18 protein-coding genes and 1 pseudogene are annotated in these 16,801 nt (G+C 45.2%); 10 read left to right on the top strand and 9 right to left on the bottom strand.

Going from position 1 to position 16,801, the window contains the following annotated elements; all coding sequences use genetic code 11:
- Positions 1 to 855, bottom strand: a complete 855-nt coding sequence (locus tag P8X24_RS01325) for a glycosyltransferase family 2 protein (protein WP_372913719.1) — start codon at positions 853 to 855, stop codon at positions 1 to 3.
- Positions 856 to 927: 72 nt separating this feature from the next.
- Here P8X24_RS01325 and prf1 point away from each other — a divergent pair, with 72 nt between their 5' ends.
- The gene (gene prf1, locus P8X24_RS01320) at positions 928 to 2,172 is read left to right on the top strand and encodes a peptide chain release factor aRF-1 (RefSeq protein ID WP_372913718.1); all 1,245 of its coding nucleotides are present in this window, start codon (positions 928 to 930) and stop codon (positions 2,170 to 2,172) included.
- Here the strand turns inward: prf1 and P8X24_RS01315 are convergent.
- Together P8X24_RS01315 and P8X24_RS01310 are read right to left on the bottom strand one after the other, a co-directional pair.
- A pseudogene (locus tag P8X24_RS01315) lies at positions 2,162 to 3,482 on the bottom strand (TrpB-like pyridoxal phosphate-dependent enzyme). The gene prf1 and the pseudogene P8X24_RS01315 sit on opposite strands and share 11 nt — an antisense overlap.
- 147 nt (positions 3,483 to 3,629) lie before the next feature.
- Positions 3,630 to 4,466: a M55 family metallopeptidase gene (locus P8X24_RS01310; protein ID WP_372913717.1), complete on the bottom strand. Its 837-nt coding sequence runs from the start codon at positions 4,464 to 4,466 to the stop codon at positions 3,630 to 3,632.
- 134 nt (positions 4,467 to 4,600) lie between these two features.
- Here P8X24_RS01310 and hypA point away from each other — a divergent pair, with 134 nt between their 5' ends.
- Both hypA and P8X24_RS01300 read left to right on the top strand, forming a co-directional pair.
- Positions 4,601 to 5,017, top strand: a complete 417-nt coding sequence (gene hypA / locus P8X24_RS01305; RefSeq protein WP_372913716.1) for a hydrogenase nickel incorporation protein HypA — start codon at positions 4,601 to 4,603, stop codon at positions 5,015 to 5,017.
- A gap of 1 nt (position 5,018) precedes the next feature.
- Entirely contained in the window at positions 5,019 to 5,744 is a 726-nt protein-coding gene (locus P8X24_RS01300; RefSeq protein ID WP_372913715.1) for an Mrp/NBP35 family ATP-binding protein, read from the top strand.
- On the opposite strand, the gene P8X24_RS01295 is transcribed toward P8X24_RS01300, so the two are convergent.
- Both P8X24_RS01295 and P8X24_RS01290 read right to left on the bottom strand, forming a co-directional pair.
- The gene (locus tag P8X24_RS01295) at positions 5,731 to 6,240 is read right to left on the bottom strand and encodes an NUDIX domain-containing protein (protein WP_372913714.1); all 510 of its coding nucleotides are present in this window, start codon (positions 6,238 to 6,240) and stop codon (positions 5,731 to 5,733) included. The two genes, P8X24_RS01300 and P8X24_RS01295, sit on opposite strands and share 14 nt — an antisense overlap.
- A gap of 42 nt (positions 6,241 to 6,282) precedes the next feature.
- The gene (locus tag P8X24_RS01290) at positions 6,283 to 7,050 is read right to left on the bottom strand and encodes a PfkB family carbohydrate kinase (RefSeq protein ID WP_372913713.1); all 768 of its coding nucleotides are present in this window, start codon (positions 7,048 to 7,050) and stop codon (positions 6,283 to 6,285) included.
- A gap of 49 nt (positions 7,051 to 7,099) precedes the next feature.
- Between P8X24_RS01290 and P8X24_RS01285 the strand changes: the two genes are divergently transcribed.
- On the top strand, positions 7,100 to 7,726 hold the full coding sequence (locus P8X24_RS01285) for a hypothetical protein (RefSeq protein WP_372913712.1): 627 nt from the start codon (positions 7,100 to 7,102) through the stop codon (positions 7,724 to 7,726).
- On the opposite strand, the gene P8X24_RS01280 is transcribed toward P8X24_RS01285, so the two are convergent.
- Positions 7,723 to 8,577 carry a damage-control phosphatase gene (locus tag P8X24_RS01280; RefSeq protein WP_372913711.1) on the bottom strand — a complete coding sequence of 285 codons (855 nt, stop codon included), beginning with the start codon at positions 8,575 to 8,577 and terminating at the stop codon, positions 7,723 to 7,725. The two genes, P8X24_RS01285 and P8X24_RS01280, sit on opposite strands and share 4 nt — an antisense overlap.
- A gap of 70 nt (positions 8,578 to 8,647) precedes the next feature.
- On the opposite strand from P8X24_RS01280, the gene P8X24_RS01275 reads away from it, so the two are divergent.
- Positions 8,648 to 9,625 carry an AIR synthase family protein gene (locus P8X24_RS01275; protein WP_372913710.1) on the top strand — a complete coding sequence of 326 codons (978 nt, stop codon included), beginning with the start codon at positions 8,648 to 8,650 and terminating at the stop codon, positions 9,623 to 9,625.
- Here P8X24_RS01275 and P8X24_RS01270 read toward each other — a convergent pair.
- From P8X24_RS01270 to sppA, 3 genes are read right to left on the bottom strand one after another with little or no spacing between them, the layout of a single operon-like run.
- The gene (locus P8X24_RS01270; protein ID WP_372913709.1) at positions 9,585 to 10,610 is read right to left on the bottom strand and encodes an AI-2E family transporter; all 1,026 of its coding nucleotides are present in this window, start codon (positions 10,608 to 10,610) and stop codon (positions 9,585 to 9,587) included. The genes P8X24_RS01275 and P8X24_RS01270 overlap by 41 nt on opposite strands.
- Positions 10,604 to 11,056, bottom strand: a complete 453-nt coding sequence (locus P8X24_RS01265) for a PH1570 family protein (protein ID WP_372913708.1) — start codon at positions 11,054 to 11,056, stop codon at positions 10,604 to 10,606. Before P8X24_RS01265 ends, P8X24_RS01270 begins: the two co-directional genes overlap by 7 nt.
- Positions 11,057 to 11,060: 4 nt before the next feature.
- Positions 11,061 to 12,053 carry a signal peptide peptidase SppA gene (gene sppA / locus P8X24_RS01260; protein WP_372913707.1) on the bottom strand — a complete coding sequence of 331 codons (993 nt, stop codon included), beginning with the start codon at positions 12,051 to 12,053 and terminating at the stop codon, positions 11,061 to 11,063.
- Positions 12,054 to 12,183: 130 nt separating this feature from the next.
- Here sppA and eif1A point away from each other — a divergent pair, with 130 nt between their 5' ends.
- Genes eif1A through P8X24_RS01235 form a run of 5 tightly spaced genes read left to right on the top strand, consistent with a single transcriptional unit; the run spans position 12,184 to position 16,800 of the window.
- Entirely contained in the window at positions 12,184 to 12,525 is a 342-nt protein-coding gene (gene eif1A, locus P8X24_RS01255) for a translation initiation factor eIF-1A (RefSeq protein WP_372913706.1), read from the top strand.
- Positions 12,526 to 12,531: 6 nt separating this feature from the next.
- Positions 12,532 to 13,335 carry a serine protein kinase RIO gene (locus P8X24_RS01250; RefSeq protein ID WP_372913705.1) on the top strand — a complete coding sequence of 268 codons (804 nt, stop codon included), beginning with the start codon at positions 12,532 to 12,534 and terminating at the stop codon, positions 13,333 to 13,335.
- Positions 13,305 to 13,973, top strand: a complete 669-nt coding sequence (locus P8X24_RS01245) for a KH domain-containing protein (protein ID WP_372913704.1) — start codon at positions 13,305 to 13,307, stop codon at positions 13,971 to 13,973. The genes P8X24_RS01250 and P8X24_RS01245 overlap by 31 nt, the downstream gene beginning before the upstream one ends.
- 9 nt (positions 13,974 to 13,982) lie before the next feature.
- Positions 13,983 to 15,677: a DNA topoisomerase VI subunit B gene (top6B, locus tag P8X24_RS01240; protein WP_372913703.1), complete on the top strand. Its 1,695-nt coding sequence runs from the start codon at positions 13,983 to 13,985 to the stop codon at positions 15,675 to 15,677.
- Positions 15,652 to 16,800: a DNA topoisomerase IV subunit A gene (locus P8X24_RS01235; protein ID WP_372913702.1), complete on the top strand. Its 1,149-nt coding sequence runs from the start codon at positions 15,652 to 15,654 to the stop codon at positions 16,798 to 16,800. The genes top6B and P8X24_RS01235 overlap by 26 nt, the downstream gene beginning before the upstream one ends.
- Position 16,801 lies beyond the last annotated feature (1 nt).

Raw genomic sequence — 16,801 nt, 5'->3', positions numbered from 1 at the left:
TCACCTCCTAAACGCGTCTAAGAGTAAGTTAAGGGCAATCTTTATACCTTCCATGATGTTAGTTCCTTTCTTCATTGAGTATTCGGTATATATGGCCTTTATTGGCACTTCCACTATCCTACATTTATTCTTAGAGGCCTTAACTATTATCTCGCTTGACACAGCGTACCTATCACATGTAATCCTAATCTTCTCTGCACACTTTGCAGAAATTGCCCTTAATCCACTTTGGGTATCCGAAATGTATTTCATGGCAAAGAATGCAGTGATTACATTTAAACCAAAATTGCCTATCCTCTTAATTAGGGGCATTTGGGATATGTCACCTTTCAACCTACTTCCTATTGCGAGATCGGCTTTTTCTTCCACTACCGGCTTCATGACTCTCAGTGCGTCTTCAACTAAGTGTTGCCCATCAGCATCAAACGTTACAATTATCCTTGCGTTCTTTTTTAATGCATAGGCTATACCAGTTCCAAGGGCTCCACCAAGTCCCCTGTTTATTAAGTGGGTAATAACGTTAACGCCCTTAGACTTTGCTATTTTTTCTGTTCTATCTGAACTCCCGTCATTAACCACTATTATCCTGTCTGGTGGGAACACTTCGAGAAGTTCGTCGAGGACTTTTCCAATTGTTTTCTCTTCATTATAAGCTGGAACAACAACGTAAGTGCCTAAAAGGTTCATAATTATGTTCTCTAACTCATCTAAGGATTTTCCTTCGTACTTGACTCCTTTGAACTCTACGAAGTATTCACCAACGAAAGGTAAGTTTTCTCCATCTTCGATGTCTATCCCTAAGGTAGTGAGAAAGCTAGTTAAGCTTTCCTCACATCTTACCTTTTCCAGCCTCACGTTCCCTTCACCATGCCAAACCTTTATAAATTGGCTAAATTTTTAAACGTTTGTGCGCGTGAGGTGAGGGAAATGACTCAGCGTGACGCTCAACTTTATGAATTGAAGAAGAAAATTGATGAGCTTAAAAAGATTAGGGGAAGAGGAACGGAGTTAATCTCACTCTATATTCCTGCCGGTTACGACATAAGCAAGGTCATGCAACAACTTAGGGAGGAGTATAGTACAGCTCAGAACATAAAGTCGAAGACAACAAGGAAGAATGTGCTTGGAGCCCTTGAAAGAGCGATGCAGCACCTTAAACTTTACAAACAAACTCCGGAGAACGGATTAGCTTTATTCGTTGGAAACGTGAGTGAAATGGAGGGGGTTACGGACATAAGGCTTTGGGCTATAATCCCCCCAGAGCCCCTGAACGTTAGGCTCTATCGATGTGATCAGACTTTTGTCACGGAACCCCTTGAGGAGATGCTCAGGGTTAAGGATGCTTACGGCTTAATTACGGTCGAAAAGAACGAGGCAACGATAGGACTTCTCAGGGGCAAGAGAATTGAAGTTCTTGATGAGCTAACGTCCAACGTCCCAGGAAAGACAAGGGCGGGGGGTCAGTCAGCTCGAAGATATGAGAGAATCAGGGAACAGGAAACTCATGAGTTCATGAAGAGAATTGGAGAGCACGCAAACAGGGCCTTTCTTCCACTCCTTGAGAAAGGCGAGCTCAAGGGCATAATAATCGGAGGTCCTGGGCCCACCAAGGAAGAATTCGTCGAGGGGGATTACCTGCACCACGAGCTCAAGAAGAAGATAATCGGAGTGGTAGATATAAGCTACCATGGCGAGTATGGGCTTAGGGAGTTAGTGGCAAAGGCTGCCGACATACTCAGGGATCACGAAGTCATAAGGGAGAGGAACCTTGTCAATGAGTTCCTTAAGCACGTCGTTAAGGACACCGGTTTCGCAACCTATGGTGAGAGAGAAGTCAGGAAGGCCTTAGAGATAGGGGCCGTAGATATCCTGCTGATAAGTGAAGGGTACAACAAGGTCAGAGTTAGGGCCAAATGTAACAACTGCGGCTGGGAGGAGCTTAAGACCATGAGCGAGGAGGACTTTGAGGTTTATAGGAGAAAGCTGAACAGGTGCCCCAAGTGCGGAAGCCAGAACATAAGCTTCGAGAAGTGGGATGTCGCTGAAGAATTAATAAAAATGGCAGAGGAGTCAGGAGCAGACGTGGAGATAATTTCCCTTGACACCGAAGAAGGTCAGCAGTTCTACAGGGCATTCGGTGGCCTTGGAGCTATACTGAGGTTCAAGATTTAGCGCTCAGGATTGGGAATTCTTCTGGCTCATAATCTTCTAATTTTCCATATAAGAAGTCTTCGTAGCCCTTTAGATCTAAAAGTCCATGTCCACTGAGGTTGAATAAGATAACAATCTCTTTGCCCTCTTTTTTAGCTTCTAACGCCTTATCTATTGTGGCCTTTACAGCATGTGCACTCTCGGGAGCCGGAACTATCCCCTCCGCCCTTGCAAAGAGCACGGCTGCTTCAAAGACTTCGGTCTGGTGGTAGGCTATTGGCTTGACTATTCCGAATGCTAAGGGTTGGTGCCAGTCCGTGGTACCTCAGTCCTCCAGCATGAATTGGAGGAACATAGTAGGTGTGTCCCAGGGTGTGCATCTTCATCTTTGGCGTCAGCCTTCCAGAATCTCCGTAATCGTAGGTGTAAATCCCCCTCGTCATGCTGGGAGCAGCTCTTGGTTCTACCGCTATGAATTCGTAATCTGCTTTTCCATCGAGTACATCTTTAACGAAGGGGTACGCTAGACCAGCAAAGTTGCTTCCACCACCTACGCATCCGACTATAACGTCGGGCTCCTCAAACTCCTTTATCTGCTCTTTAGCCTCGAGTCCAATAACCGTTTGGTGCATTAGGACGTGATTTAAGACACTACCAAGGGAGTACCTAGCCTTCTCGTCCTTGAGGACATCTTCAATAGCCTCGCTTATTGCTATCCCCAAACTACCTGGGTGATTGGGATTCTCTTTCAGGAACTTCCTCCCGATCTCCGTATTTTCGCTTGGACTTGGGAATATCTCAGCACCGTAGACCCTCATAAGAGTCTTCCTGTATGGTTTCTGGTAGTAGCTGGCCCTTGCCATGTAGACCCTAACTTTTAGACCCAGTAGGGCTCCAGCAAGGCTTAGCGCGGTTCCCCACTGCCCTGCGCCGGTCTCTGTAACTAGTCTTTCTATTCCTTGCTTCTTTGCGTAATAAGCTTGAGCTAGGGCAGTGTTTATCTTGTGGCTTCCGGTAATGGTTGCACCTTCGTATTTGAAGTATATCTTAGCTGGAGTGTCCAACATTTTCTCAAGATTCGTGGCCCTGAAAAGGGGTGTTGGTCTGCCTATCTTTGAGTACATTTCTCTAACTTTCCTCGGAATTTCAATATACCTTTCCTGGCTTATCTCCTGTTTTACGAGTTCCTCTGCAAATATCCTCTTTAGCTTTTCTGGGTTTATTGGTTCGTCGGTTTCTGGATCTAGGGGTGGTGCTAGGGACTCTGGCAGATCTGGCAGTATATTATACCATTTCCTGGGTATTTTACCATCTGGGAGAACTACTTTCATGGAATCACCTCCAGGAGAATAGCCTCTAATCTAGTGGGAGCTCCAAAAACAAGCCCCCTATTCAAGCCAAAAACGATCACTCCTGCATGTCATGGAGCATCGAAGAAAAGGAAAGGTGAACATTAAAAAATGTTTGGACAGGTAAAGCTATCTAGAAGTTATATATGAAACGCCAGTTGCAGCAAATATTAAGACTTCTAGGATCTTGTACGCGTTCTCCATGGTTTCTGCGGTGAACTCTACCTCTTTCCCGCTCTTTCTGTGAACGAAGGGGAGCAATTCTGCAACCTCAGCATAAGCACTGTTCAAGAACCTAACTCCAACTTTTACTGGCTTTTCAAGCTTGAACGGCTTAAGCTCGCTCTTCCTAAGCTTTTCAACAGTTGCCCTAGTTTTCTCCCTGAGCTCCTCCTCAATCTTTCTCAATGATGGGCTTATCGCTGAATACCTTCCTGAGGCCTTCTTTAGGGTTACAAACTCTGCCCATGGTAAAAGTTCAAGATCTTTCTTCAGGGCCTCATCACCGGCAACAAGACCCACCGGAATTTCCCATTCTCCAAGCAACATAGCGTTCATTAGACACTCACTAACTTCTATTCCGTTTATGGTTATCCTGTCTATCGTTGCTCCGCTGTACGTGTGATCGAACGTTGCGTAGCTCGTTCCGGCCTTAGCGTGGTACCCTAGGAATATCGCCAAGTCACTTCCTTTGGCAAATGCAACCATGCTGAGCGGTCTTGGGAATCCCCTAACTAGCGAGACAAAGTCTGGCATCTCCTCGGGAATCACGTTAACCATTGGACCGTGTGAATCCGCAACAACTACCTCCTCAAATCCTTGAGCATGAAGCTCTTCTGCAACCGCCCTTACTATCCTAGTTGCCACTTTCCTTGCTTCATTGTACAGGGCTCCCTTTACAAAAAGGTGCTCCCTGCTGACTATATATGGCAACCCCTCAAGGTCAACTGATATAAAGGCTCTCATATGAATCACCAACAATATTTAAGGCGATAAGATATAAATATTACCAATACTATCAGCGTCTTAACGTGGGAAACCCTTGGTTGAAAACTCCCCAATTTATAAGGTGTGCTACCGAAGTCTAGTTTGGTGATAACATGCACGAGTGGGCCTTGGCGGATGCCATAGTTAGAACGGTTCTCGATTATGCTCAAAAGGAAGGAGCCTCGAAAGTCCTTGCAGTTAAAGTTGTCCTGGGGGAATTGCAGGACGTGAACGCTGATATCGTTGGATTTGCAATGAGGGAGCTTTTCAAAGGTACTATAGCGGAGAATGCCGAGATAATATTTGAAGAGGAAGAGGCAGTATTCAAGTGCCGTGCATGTGGATATGAGTGGAGGCTTAAGGAGGTAAGGGACAAACTGAACGACAGGATAAGGGAGGACATTCACTTCATTCCTGAGGTTGTTCATGCTTTTGTTTCATGCCCCAAGTGTGGAAGCCATGATTTTGAGGTGGTAAAGGGGAGGGGAGTTTACATAGGGGGAATAAAAATCGAAAAGGAGAGTGATTGAAATGATTGATCCCAGAGAAATTGCGATTTCGGCAAGGCTTGAAAAAGTTAAGAAAGTGATCCCGGTTGTTAGTGGCAAGGGGGGAGTCGGTAAATCCCTAGTTTCTACGGTTCTGGCTCTGTCTTTAGCTGAAGCTGGTAATAAGGTTGGTCTTTTGGATCTCGACTTCCACGGGGCAAGCGATCACATAATCCTGGGTTTTGAGCCTAAAGACTTTCCTGAGGAAGATAAAGGAGTAGTTCCTCCAGTGGTTCACGGGATAAAGTTCATGAGCATCGTTTACTACACCGAGAATAGACCAACCCCTCTCAGGGGCAAGGAAATAAGCGATGCCCTCATAGAGCTTTTGACGATAACGAGGTGGGATGAGCTCGACTACTTGATAATTGATATGCCACCGGGGCTTGGGGATCAATTCTTGGATGTCTTAAGGTTCCTCAAGCGCGGAGAGTTCTTGATAGTTGCTACTCCATCAAAATTGGCCTTAAATGTCGTTGAAAAGCTAATTCAGTTGCTAAAAGAAGAAAATAGGGAGATACTTGGCATAATTGAGAACATGAAGCTTGACGAAGAAAAGGACGTTAGGGAGCTTGCGGCGAAGTATGGGGTCAAGTATCTCGCCGGCATTAAGTTCTATCCAGACCTTGAGTCAAGGATAGGAAGCGTTGAAGAGCTTATGAAAACGGAGTTTGCAGAAGAAATAAGGAAAATAGCTATCTCAATCTGAGGGCGTCTTCTATTATTTTTGCATGGTCAAAGGCCAGTCTTTCCTTCACCTTTTCTATCTCTTCAATTGGGACAACAGTCACATCCTTTGCATCGTCTCCGGCCTTAAGTTCTCCACTTCCCACGGCAAGGAACGCTATAGTGATTGTATGTCCTCTTGGATCTCTATTTGGATCGGAGTAAACTCCAACTATCCTCAAAAGTTTGACATCGAGCCCAGTTTCCTCCTTTGCTTCCCTTATTGCAGCCTCCTCCACCCTTTCGCCGTACTCAACGAAACCCCCAGGAAGGGCAAGATAGCCCTTGTAGGGTTCGTTCTTTCTCCTTATAAGGACGATCCCGTTGTTGTATATTATAACGAGGTCAACCGTCACTCCGATGCACCTATGCATCTCAGCTACTAACCCGTGCTCTTCTGCAATTCTCTTAATCTCCTTCTGGAATTCCGTGATATCATGGTCTTTGGGGGCTTTTATTAAAAGGGCATAGCGGTCCATTTTCACCACCCGCTCAGGGAAGTCCCTCCCAATCATCGCGATTCAGCCAATCGAGGCTTCATCATCGCGGTTCAAGTACTTCTCTAATCCAAGGTTCAAGAACTTTGCCGTCTCCTCAAGTGCAAACTCTAACCCTTCTCTGATGCCAAACCTTTCAACTCCATAAGTTAGCAGGGCTAAAAATGCGTCCCCTGCTCCCGTCGGATCTTTGATGTTAATCTTCCTTGGTCTGAACTTAATCGTTTCGCTAGCTATCAGAATTCCCTCGTTGCTTCCGTTTGTTACCGCTAATACTTCGGGCTTTCCTGGGTTCACTATTTTCTGATACTCCTCGAGGGAAGCATGGACGACCTTACAATTGGAGAGAAACCAACCGTTAATTTCCCTCAGGCCTACATACTCCTTTAGCTCCCTAACAAACCCCTGAACGTCAAGAGATGGCTTCCGAAATAGCAAAACTTGATTGGGGGATATCTCATTGGCCACAGGATTTATGATAACTTTTCCTCGAACTTCTAGGAGTTCATGATCTTTGAATGCATCTCCTTTGGAGAGCACCCTAATGACTCTTTCTTCTCCTCTGTAAATGAGCTCGTACACTACGCTTGAGATTCCCCTTATGGGAACTAGCTCAACATGTTCTTCCATTTCCTTTAACCATTCTCTTGGATAATCTGGCCCTATCTTTGTGAGAACCCTCACATCGGCAAACTTTGAGAGAACCAATGAGGAGTAATACGCTCCTCCTCCTGGTCTTTTCCTTCCCTCTATAATGTCAACCGTGAAGTTTCCAATGACGGTGAACCTCATGGACTTCCGTACGCGCCATGTTTTTAAATCCTCTCCGGAACCTTGCATTATGCCATACTTAGTAATTGAACATCTGGAGGAGATAAGCGAGTGGCTACTGTTGGAATACAAGCACGTTGCCCAGTGGTGGGGGGACAACCTAATCTTCACAAACGTAAGGCCAGAGGAGCGGAAAATTCTCTCAGAGATAGGTAGCGTGATCACGGAAAGCATAACTAGACTGCCCTTTGATAAGTCGAAGGTTATACTCCTAGATCCTCAGGCTAAAGAGGAGTTAAAGCCGGAAGACATAGAGGAAGATACAATAATCGTCGTTGGTGGAATCTTGGGTGATGCCATTCCAAGGGGGAGGACGAAGGAATTCATAACCTCAAAGATGCCTGGGGTTAGGGTTAGGCACATAGGCAGACCCCAGTTCTCGATTGATGGAGCCTCGATAGTTGCGAAGCTTATTGCTGATGGAAAAAGGCTCGAAGAAATTGAATACGAAGAAAATCCAACGATAAAGCTCGATGACTTTAGCGAGATAACCCTCCATTATGCCATTCCAAAGCTTAATGGGAAGCTACTTCTAACTCCAGGCCTAATTGAGCTTCAGAGAAGGGAGCTGGGATACGATGAGGATGTGAGTGATGAAGAGCTAATAGAGTATTTTGAGGGAAAAAGAGAGCTCTAGGTATTCCTCTTACATACGAGAGCTCCCTGTGGTACTCCAAGCCCTCTGGCCACCGCCGGGCACTTGGCCTTTAGAAGGAAGAATACTCTCTCATCTTTTATTTCGCTCAAAGTTTCAAAGTTTCCCTGACCTTTTGCTATTATGATATCTGCCTTCTTAAATATCTCTCTAAATTCCTCGGTGATTTTATCAAGAGGGACACCAACTATTCTAGTTCCGGTTGAGATTATCTTGCCAAACTTCTCGAAGCCATCTCTTCTTAGATCCTCAACGGTGACGTCGTTTATTATTGGGCCTTCCTTTCCGGCTATGTATATTTCAGCACTTGATATTTCCTTGATTTTCTCTAGGAGAATCGCGTCGAAATAATGCTCTCCAACGTTATCCGTGAGGTACAGAATTACCTTTGCCCTTTTGACACTTTCAATTAACTCCTCGCTCTCATCTATGTATAAGTCTTCTTTAAGCATATCTTCAACTTGTCTCTCAAGGTCTTCGGGAGAAAATCCAACGGAAAAGTCAATTATGTTCCCAATTATGGCGAGCTTTATCGCGGTTTTTATGCTAATGTCGAGCCTATCCCTCAGTAGCTTGACAACCTTCTCCGCCACTTTCCTTGACTTTTCCTTGTACTCTCTGAAGGGATCATCATTTTCTAGAAATCTATACAGCTCAAGAAACACTTTACTCCCTGCTATTGCCGGTATTGCATCTTCATGATACTCTCTCGCAACTGTTTTTGCTGCTAGGAACATAGCTCTTTTTCTTTTTTCCAGGTCTTCAGTCCCCATCTCAACGATCTTTTTGCACTGGTTAGCTATGCACGTAAAGCATTCATAATGAACCTTCATTTTATCACCCTGGATGGAGTTATGGGATAGGTTAATAACCGTTCGCATTCTTCCTTATGGGGGGAATGAAATGCTGGTGGGAAAAGTTCCTCCTGAAATCTTGAACGACGTTATACTCAGGGGACTGGAGCATGGTGATAAGGTTATAGTTGGCCCTGGGGTTGGGATAGATGCTACTGCCATAGATTTTGGTGATTACGTTCTTGTTGCATCTACCGATCCAATCACGGGAGCTGAAGACAGGATTGGATTCTATGCAATTCACGTTAATGCAAACGACGTTGCAACCTTTGGTGCCATGCCTAAGTGGTTTTTGGTTACCATCCTCCTGCCTGAGGGAGCTGACATTGACCTCGTGAGAAATATTATGGGGGAGATAAAGGAAGTGGCCCAGGAAATGGGAATAGCAATCGTTGGAGGGCATACAGAAGTTACTCCTGGGTTAAAGAAGCCCATAGTCGTGGGAACAATGCTTGGAGAAGTTGAGAAGGAGAAGTTAGTTATTCCAAGGCCAAGGCCCGGCGATGCTATAATCCTTACCAAGGGAGCCGGGATTGAGGGGACTTCAATAATAGCTCATGAGAGGGAGGAAGAGCTGAGATCTATCTTTGGCAGGGATTTCGTTGAAAGAGCGAAGGCCTACATCTATGAAATAAGTGTGGTCAGAGAGGCATTGATAGCAAGGGAATTCGCTACGGCAATGCATGATCCTACTGAGGGTGGAATTGCAAATGGCTTGCATGAAATGGCAGATGTAGGCGACTTGGGCTTCAGGATTTTCGCCAATAAGGTCATAGTAAGGGAAGAGACTAAGAAAATATGCGCCTTTTACGATCTCGACCCCTTGGCATTGATAAGTTCTGGCTCCCTCTTGGTTTCAGTGCCGAGGGATCATGCTAAGGTTTTGGTGGAGAAGTTGTTGGCTAAAGGAATAAACGCCAGCATAATAGGGGAGTTCTTGGCTGAGAAGAAGAGGGTTATTATAGAAGATGGTGTTGAGAGACCCCTTAAGCGTCCTGAGACTGATGAGCTTTGGAAGGTTGTTTAGTCTCATACTCTTTCCAAACTTCTATCAATGCAAAAAGAAGCCCTATGGCTATCGGCCCCAGGATTATCCCAACTGCCCCAAAGGCCATTACTCCTCCAAATATTCCCACTAAGGCTACTACAGAACTAACCTTTGCTCTACCTCTAGTTAATTTCGGCTTTATTGTGTAGTCTGGCAGTGGAGATATCGTAATAAATCCATAAACAGCAAAGAGCACTGCCATCCAAGGGGACCTATGCCAGAGTAGCATTGCCCCTATTAGCCACATTATCCATCCGCCCATAAATGGTAGGAGCTCTAAGATTACACATAAGATGCCTGCAGCTATTGAACCAGCAGCATTGCTGAGTTTGAAAATATAGAACCCGATGGAGAGGAAGAACCCCTTCGCTATGCTGAAGAAGAGCCATGTTTTAAGTATTGCATCAACGGTATCTCGAACTTTTGAGAGCATTCTCTCGCCAATTTCCCTGTTTGTTGAGGGAAGCAGTTCATGAACTTCCTTTGCTAGGAAGTCTGCGTTAGTTAGGGTCGCATAAAAAACTGCAAGGAAAACTATAAGTTGAAGTGCAAGTTTTGGAAGTGAGAGGGTATATTGAAGCAACATGCTCCTTAATTTTTCTGGAAAACTTGTGGCTATAGCATCGAACAGAGATGAAAGGGCCCTGGGAACCTTAAGCGTTCCAAGCCAAGAGAAAAAGGCATCAAGATACGTGTAAAGGTTTTTAAGTGTGTCTGTTATCCAGAGGGCAACTCCAATTAGGAATAAAATCGAGAGGAGGGAAATTACGGATAAAACGATAAGTAGGCCCAATCTCCTCCCAACTTTGTTGGCTAGCTTTACGTAGAAGGGGTAAGCTATGTAAGTTGCGGCTATCCCAAATACTATGGGGGTTATCAACTCCTTTAATGTCTTCCAGACAAGAAAAAGAATTATGACAACTAAAGCGGCCCAAACTACCTTTTCTCTCTCCAATCCTACCACTTCCAGATGTACTTCAGTATTTGCTTCGCTAAGGAGGGCTTGTTAAATACGAAAAGCCTCCCCTTTGGATCGAGGATGAAGTTCTTGCCCACAACTAGATAGCCCTCTTTGGTCTTGTATACCTCTGCATTCTCTACATCAACATTAACGTTCAGCTCTTTGGTCATGCCCTCTATCTTCTGTCTTACTTGATCTGTCGTGAATTTTATTGGCTTTAATTTGACCTCTTCCCCTTCTATTTCTGAGGGATCCATGTAGATTCCCCAGAACTCCTTTGCACACTCAAAAGGATACACATACTCCGGTCCGTACTCCGGAAGGTACATCTCATAGATCAGGGCTAACAGTACCTTCCTCCCGTCTCCCCCAAGCACCCGAACCTCGACATTAAATTTTTCGTCTTTGAATCCATTCTCAAAGACTTCGAGCTTCTCTTCACACTGCACGCTCTCACCCCTTTATGTAGGGGTAAATATAGTTCGCCGGCATATAGAGGGTTGCACTTTCCGATATTTCAAATTCCTGGGGTTTAGAATCAAACATTACAACTTTTGCAGATGTTACGTTCATCAACTTGAGTAGTGCTCTTATTGCTGAGTCAAGATCTCCCGTTTCATCTACTAGCGATCCTTTCACGTCTTTCGCAAACCATACTCTCCCATCTGCATATTTCCTAGTTTCGTTTATAGTCATGTTTCTCCCTTCACTAACAACGTTCAGGAATTCATTAAAGTACATCTCTATCTGATTTTTAATCATTTCCCTCTCCTCTGGTGTTAAATCTCTCCAATCGGCTCCCATATCTTTATATGGCCCTGTTTTAAACACCTCGACCTTTATTCCGTTCATCTCGTAGTACTTCTCGGCATTGAAGTGGACATATACGACTCCTATACTACCTACCTCCGCCAAGGGATCTGCAACTATCTTATTTGCGGCACATGCTATGTAGTACGCCCCCGAATCCATATATCCTCCAGAGTATGCAACTATTGGCTTAAGGTAACTTAACTTTTTTAGTTCTTCATATACTATCCTAACAGGTCCAGCCATTCCTCCCGGGCTCTCTATCCAGAGAAGAACTCCTCCAATTGAAGAGTTTTCACGTATTTCTCGGATTATTTTCACAATGTGTAGGGCGAGCTGGTCATCTACCGGCCCAAAGATTGGAACAATAGCAATGCTGATATTGGCCTGCTCTTTTCCTTGAGATATCAGAGATTTCAAATATTCAATTTCATTTTTCATCTCCTCTATTTTTAACTTTAGGAGGAGGGTTTCATTTGTCGTTTGATTTAAGCTACCAACTTGAACCTGAGGCAGGGTTTGATTGCATGATTTAAGAGCTCCAATCTGCATATAGAGGAGAACGTTTGCTACTGCCGAGAATCCAAGAATCAACACTAAGATAAATGTGAGATATTTCCAGACCCCATTTGTCATTTTTACACCTCCAACTTTTTATCGTGGCTCCCTCCTTTATATACCTTCCAAATCTTATGCAAAAATTTTTAAAGTTGCTATTTAAGGTGTATGTGGAAAAATTTTTGCAAAAAATCAGGAGGTGATGCTCATGCCTAAAAAAGAGAGGAAGGTTGAAGGTGAAGAGGTCATAAGGGTTCCGCTTCCAGAGGGAAATCAGCTGTTTGGTGTCGTCGAGCAGGCATTGGGTGCGGGATGGATGGACGTTAGGTGCGAGGATGGAAAGGTCAGAAGGTGTAGGATCCCAGGAAAGCTCAGGAGGAGGGTCTGGATTAGGGTTGGTGATCTTGTGATAGTTCAACCATGGCCAGTTCAGAGTGATAAGAGGGGAGACATTGTCTATAGGTACACCCAGACTCAAGTAGATTGGCTACTAAGGAAGGGTAAGATAACTCAGGAATTCCTGACCGGTGGCTCCTTACTGCTAGAGTGATGAGCTATGGAGAGGCTTGATAGGGAAATTGCAGAGGTGCTTGGCCTTACAGAAAAGAGGGAGAAGGATAGCGAGCTCTTTAAAATCTTCAGCGAGGTTTTTGACAGAACAACCATTGAAACGATAAGTTACTTTTACAGAAAGGGGAAGATAGAGAGGCTATATGGTGTCTTAAGCACGGGCAAGGAGGCAAATGTGTTTGTAGGCTACGACGCTAAAGGAAATAGAATTGCCGTGAAAATATACAGGACATATACAACGGAGTTCAGAAGGATATGGGAATACCTCGCGGCTGATCCCAGGATTGGCTACCTCCCTAAGGATATCAGGAAGCTCGTGTTCGTATGGACAAGGAGAGAGTTCAAAAACCTACAGAGAGCAATGAAGTACGCCATTAGGGCTCCGGAACCAATAGCCTTTCGCAATAACATTTTGATTATGGAATACATTGGAGATGAAATGCCCGCCCCGAGATTAAAGGATGTTGAAAAGGATTTAGAGATTGAGGACTTTGAAGAACTCTATGATTTCACAATGGGCGCCATAGAAAAGTTATGGAAGAGGGGAGATATGGTTCATGGAGATCTAAGCGAATACAACGTACTCATTTGGAACGAGCCTGTGATAATAGACTGGTCCCAGGCAACTGTTAAGAGAAACAGAATGAGCCTAACTCTATTGTACAGGGATATCAGGAATATAATCAACTACTTTGGTAAAAAAGGTGTGAGCGTTGAGGATCCTGAGGAAAAGTTCCGCGAGTTAGCGGGTGATGAATTATGGGAGAGAAGGAATTTGAGGAGCTTATGAAAAGGTATGAGAAGGTAACCAAGGACGGTGAGATCGTTAAGGATGAAGAGGATGAGGAATGGGAGGAGTTCTTCAAGCAGGAAGAGTACGTTAAGATACCCAAGGAGAGAATCGCTGTCCTTATAGGAAAGAAGGGTAGCACTAAAAGGGAAATTGAGAGGAGAACTAAGACAAAGATCGAGGTAGATAGCGAGACGGGGGAGGTTTGGATAACCTCAACAAAGGAGACTGACGATCCTCTCGCCGTTTGGAAGGCGAGGGACATTGTTTTAGCTATTGGAAGGGGGTTCTCCCCGGAGAGGGCCTTCAGGCTACTAAATGAAGGGGAGTACCTCGAGATAATAAACCTCACCGACATAATTATCGGCAACGAGAAAAACGCCCTCCCCAGGGTTAGGGGTAGGATAATTGGCAGGAAAGGTAGAACAAGGCAGATAATCGAAGAGATGAGCGGGGCGAGCGTAAGCGTCTACGGGAAAACCGTGGCAATAATTGGCAACCCAATTCAGATAGAAATTGCAAAGACGGCAATAGAGAAGCTTGCTAGAGGATCCCCTCATGGAACGGTCTACAGATACCTAGAGAGAAGGAAGAAAGATCTCGAACTTGAGAGTGCCATGTATTATGAAAACCTGTGAGGTGTAGATATGGCGGAAGCAAGGGATCTATTTAAAGAGTTTAAGGTTCAAAGTGTAAGCGAGTTCTTCAGAAGGAACGCGGCAATGCTTGGTTACACTGGCAAGGTTAGATCGCTGACAACAATAATACACGAGGCGGTAACAAACTCTCTTGATGCATGTGAAGAGGCCGGAATACTCCCTTACATTAGGGTCGAGATTGAGGAGCTTGGGAAGGAGCACTATAAGGTGATAGTTGAGGACAACGGTCCTGGGATTCCTGAGGATTACATCCCCCACGTCTTCGGTAAGATGCTTGCGGGAACTAAGGCTCACAGGAACATTCAGAGCAGGGGACAGCAGGGTATAGGTATCTCTGGAGCGGTAATGTTCGCTCAGATAACGAGCGGCAAAGCTACTAGAGTAATCACGTCTACCGGCGGAGATATCGTTGAGGCATGGGTCAAGATAGATGTCCAGAAAAATGAGGGTAAGATTGTGAAGAAGATCAAGCATCCGAATCCCAGGGGCTGGAGGGGGACGAGAATAGAGCTTGAAGTTAAGGACGTAAAGTACGTCCGCTCAAAGCAGGGTGTTTATTGGTATTTGAAACTTACGGCAATTGCCAACCCCCACGCTCACATAGAGCTCATTGAGCCTGATGGAAAGTTGATCGTATTCCCAAGGTCAAGTGACGAAATTCCCGAACCTCCCGTGGAGATGAAGCCCCATCCAAAGGGAGTAATGACGGACGATGTTTACACAATGGCTCATAGAAGCAAGAGGAGTAGCGTTAGGAGATTCCTAGTTTCTGAATTCTCAAGGATCAGCGATAAGAAAATCGACGAGCTAATAAAGTACATAGCCGCCCTTAGGCTGATAAAGTCAGAAGATAGGAAGGATATCAGGGAACAGCTGTACGAAAGGTTAGTCAGGGGAGAGGTAGATGCCGTTCTCAAGTCCTTTGGCAGAAAGTGGAAGAAGGTCGTAGAACAGGTAGCTAAGATCATGGAGAAACCTCCAGAAAAGCTTACTTGGCATGAGGCGGAGGAAATAGTTGAGGCATTCAAGCTGATGAAGTTCCTGGCACCACCAACCCATGGCTTGAGACCCATTGGGGAGGAAAACATCGAGAAGGGTCTCAAGGCGATTTTAAGGCCGGAGTTCGTGACGGCGATAACGAGGCCCCCGAAGGTATATGCAGGGGGTATACCCTTCCAGGTTGAAGTTGGATTGGCCTATGGAGGCCACATAACGAGTTCAGAAGTTTTGAGGTACGCCAACAGGGTTCCACTCCTCTTCGATGCAGGTTCATGTGTAATAACATCAGCCGTGAGGAGCATAGATTGGAAGAGGTACAGGATAGATTCATTTGATACAGCTCCACTCGTCGTTTTAGTCAACGTTATCAGCGTTCACGTTCCCTACACGAGCACTGGTAAGCAGAGCATTGCCGACATCGATGAGATATACAATGAGATAAGGCTTGCCCTAATGGATGCTGCAAGGAAATTGGCCTTCTATCTCGGAGGTAAGTTCAGGAGGCTGTATCAGGTTAAGAGGAGGAAGACCCTTGAGAAGTATCTCCCCGAGATTGCCAGGGCTTTGCACATACTGACCGGGGAGCCAGAGGAGAAAATCAAGGAGTACTTCCTGAGCCTTATAGAGAGTAGAATTGAAATTGAGGAGGTGAGTGACGTTGAAGCTGAAGCGACAGAAGCCTAGGGAGAAGTTCTCTTATGATCCTCAGAAAGTTCTTAAGAAGCTGGAAGAAGTAGCCCAAAAGATACTTGAAGATGTTAAGGCCGGCAAGAATCCCTACTTTGACGTTCCAACAAGGGGACTAAATAATGTATACTTCGATGAAGAGGCGAGACTAATAAGGATGGGCGATAAGCTCTCAAGGAGGTACTTCCTCAACGTGGCTCATGCGAGGAAGTTCATGCAGACTCTTGTCTTAATGGCCTACGTTAAGAGGCTGGTAAGTGAAGGAAAGCACGCGAGCTTAAGAGAAGCGTACTATGCCAACAAGCACACAATCCCAGGGACTAAGGAGAACACATTTGAGGACCAGAGCGAGAGTGATCCAATAATAGAGGATCTCGAGAGAATGCTTGGCATTCTGAGAGAGGAAATGCACATTACAGCGGATAGGAGAGGGTACATCTACGGGGACATAGTTATCAAGGATGGAGAAGATGAGTTCAATGCCTCCAAGCTCGGTACGGGTGGCTGGGCAGTTCCAGGGACAGTAGAGCACATTCAGTTCCCTGAGATCAATGTTGACTACGTTCTTGTCGTTGAAACTGCGGCAATGGCCGATAGACTAATTGAGGAGAAGTATCCAAAGAAGGAGAACTGCCTTATAGTGGCGACCCAAGGTCAGGCTTCAAGGGGAGTGAGGAGACTAATCCACAGGCTTCACTATGAGGAGGGCCTTCCGATAATAGTATTTACTGATGGAGATCCATACGGTTGGTACATCTATTCCACAATAAAGCAGGGATCGATTAATCTAGCGTACCTGAGTGAGAAGCTCGCAACTCCCGATGCAAAGTTCGTTGGAATGACTATGGATGACATAAAGGAGTACGGTCTCGAGAACGTTACGGAGAAGCTCAAGGGAATCCCCCCAGACAAGAAAGGTGGACCTACTGGGGACTACAAGAGGATAATTGAAGAGCTTAACTATCCATGGTTCCAGAACAAGGAGTGGCAGAGGCAACTGAAGCTTGCACTTAAGTGGGGAGTAAGGATTGAGCAGCAGGCCTTAGCAAATAAGAGTCTAGAGTTTGTGGCAAGAGAATATTTGCCCGAGAAGATTAGGGAGGGTAAGCTTCTTCCGTGAT

Source organism: Pyrococcus kukulkanii (genome assembly GCF_041647995.1).
In the GTDB taxonomy this organism is placed as follows: Archaea; Methanobacteriota_B; Thermococci; order Thermococcales; family Thermococcaceae; genus Pyrococcus.
The sequence above is the reverse complement of the archived record's forward strand: the minus strand, read 5'-3'. Positions and strand labels throughout refer to the sequence as shown.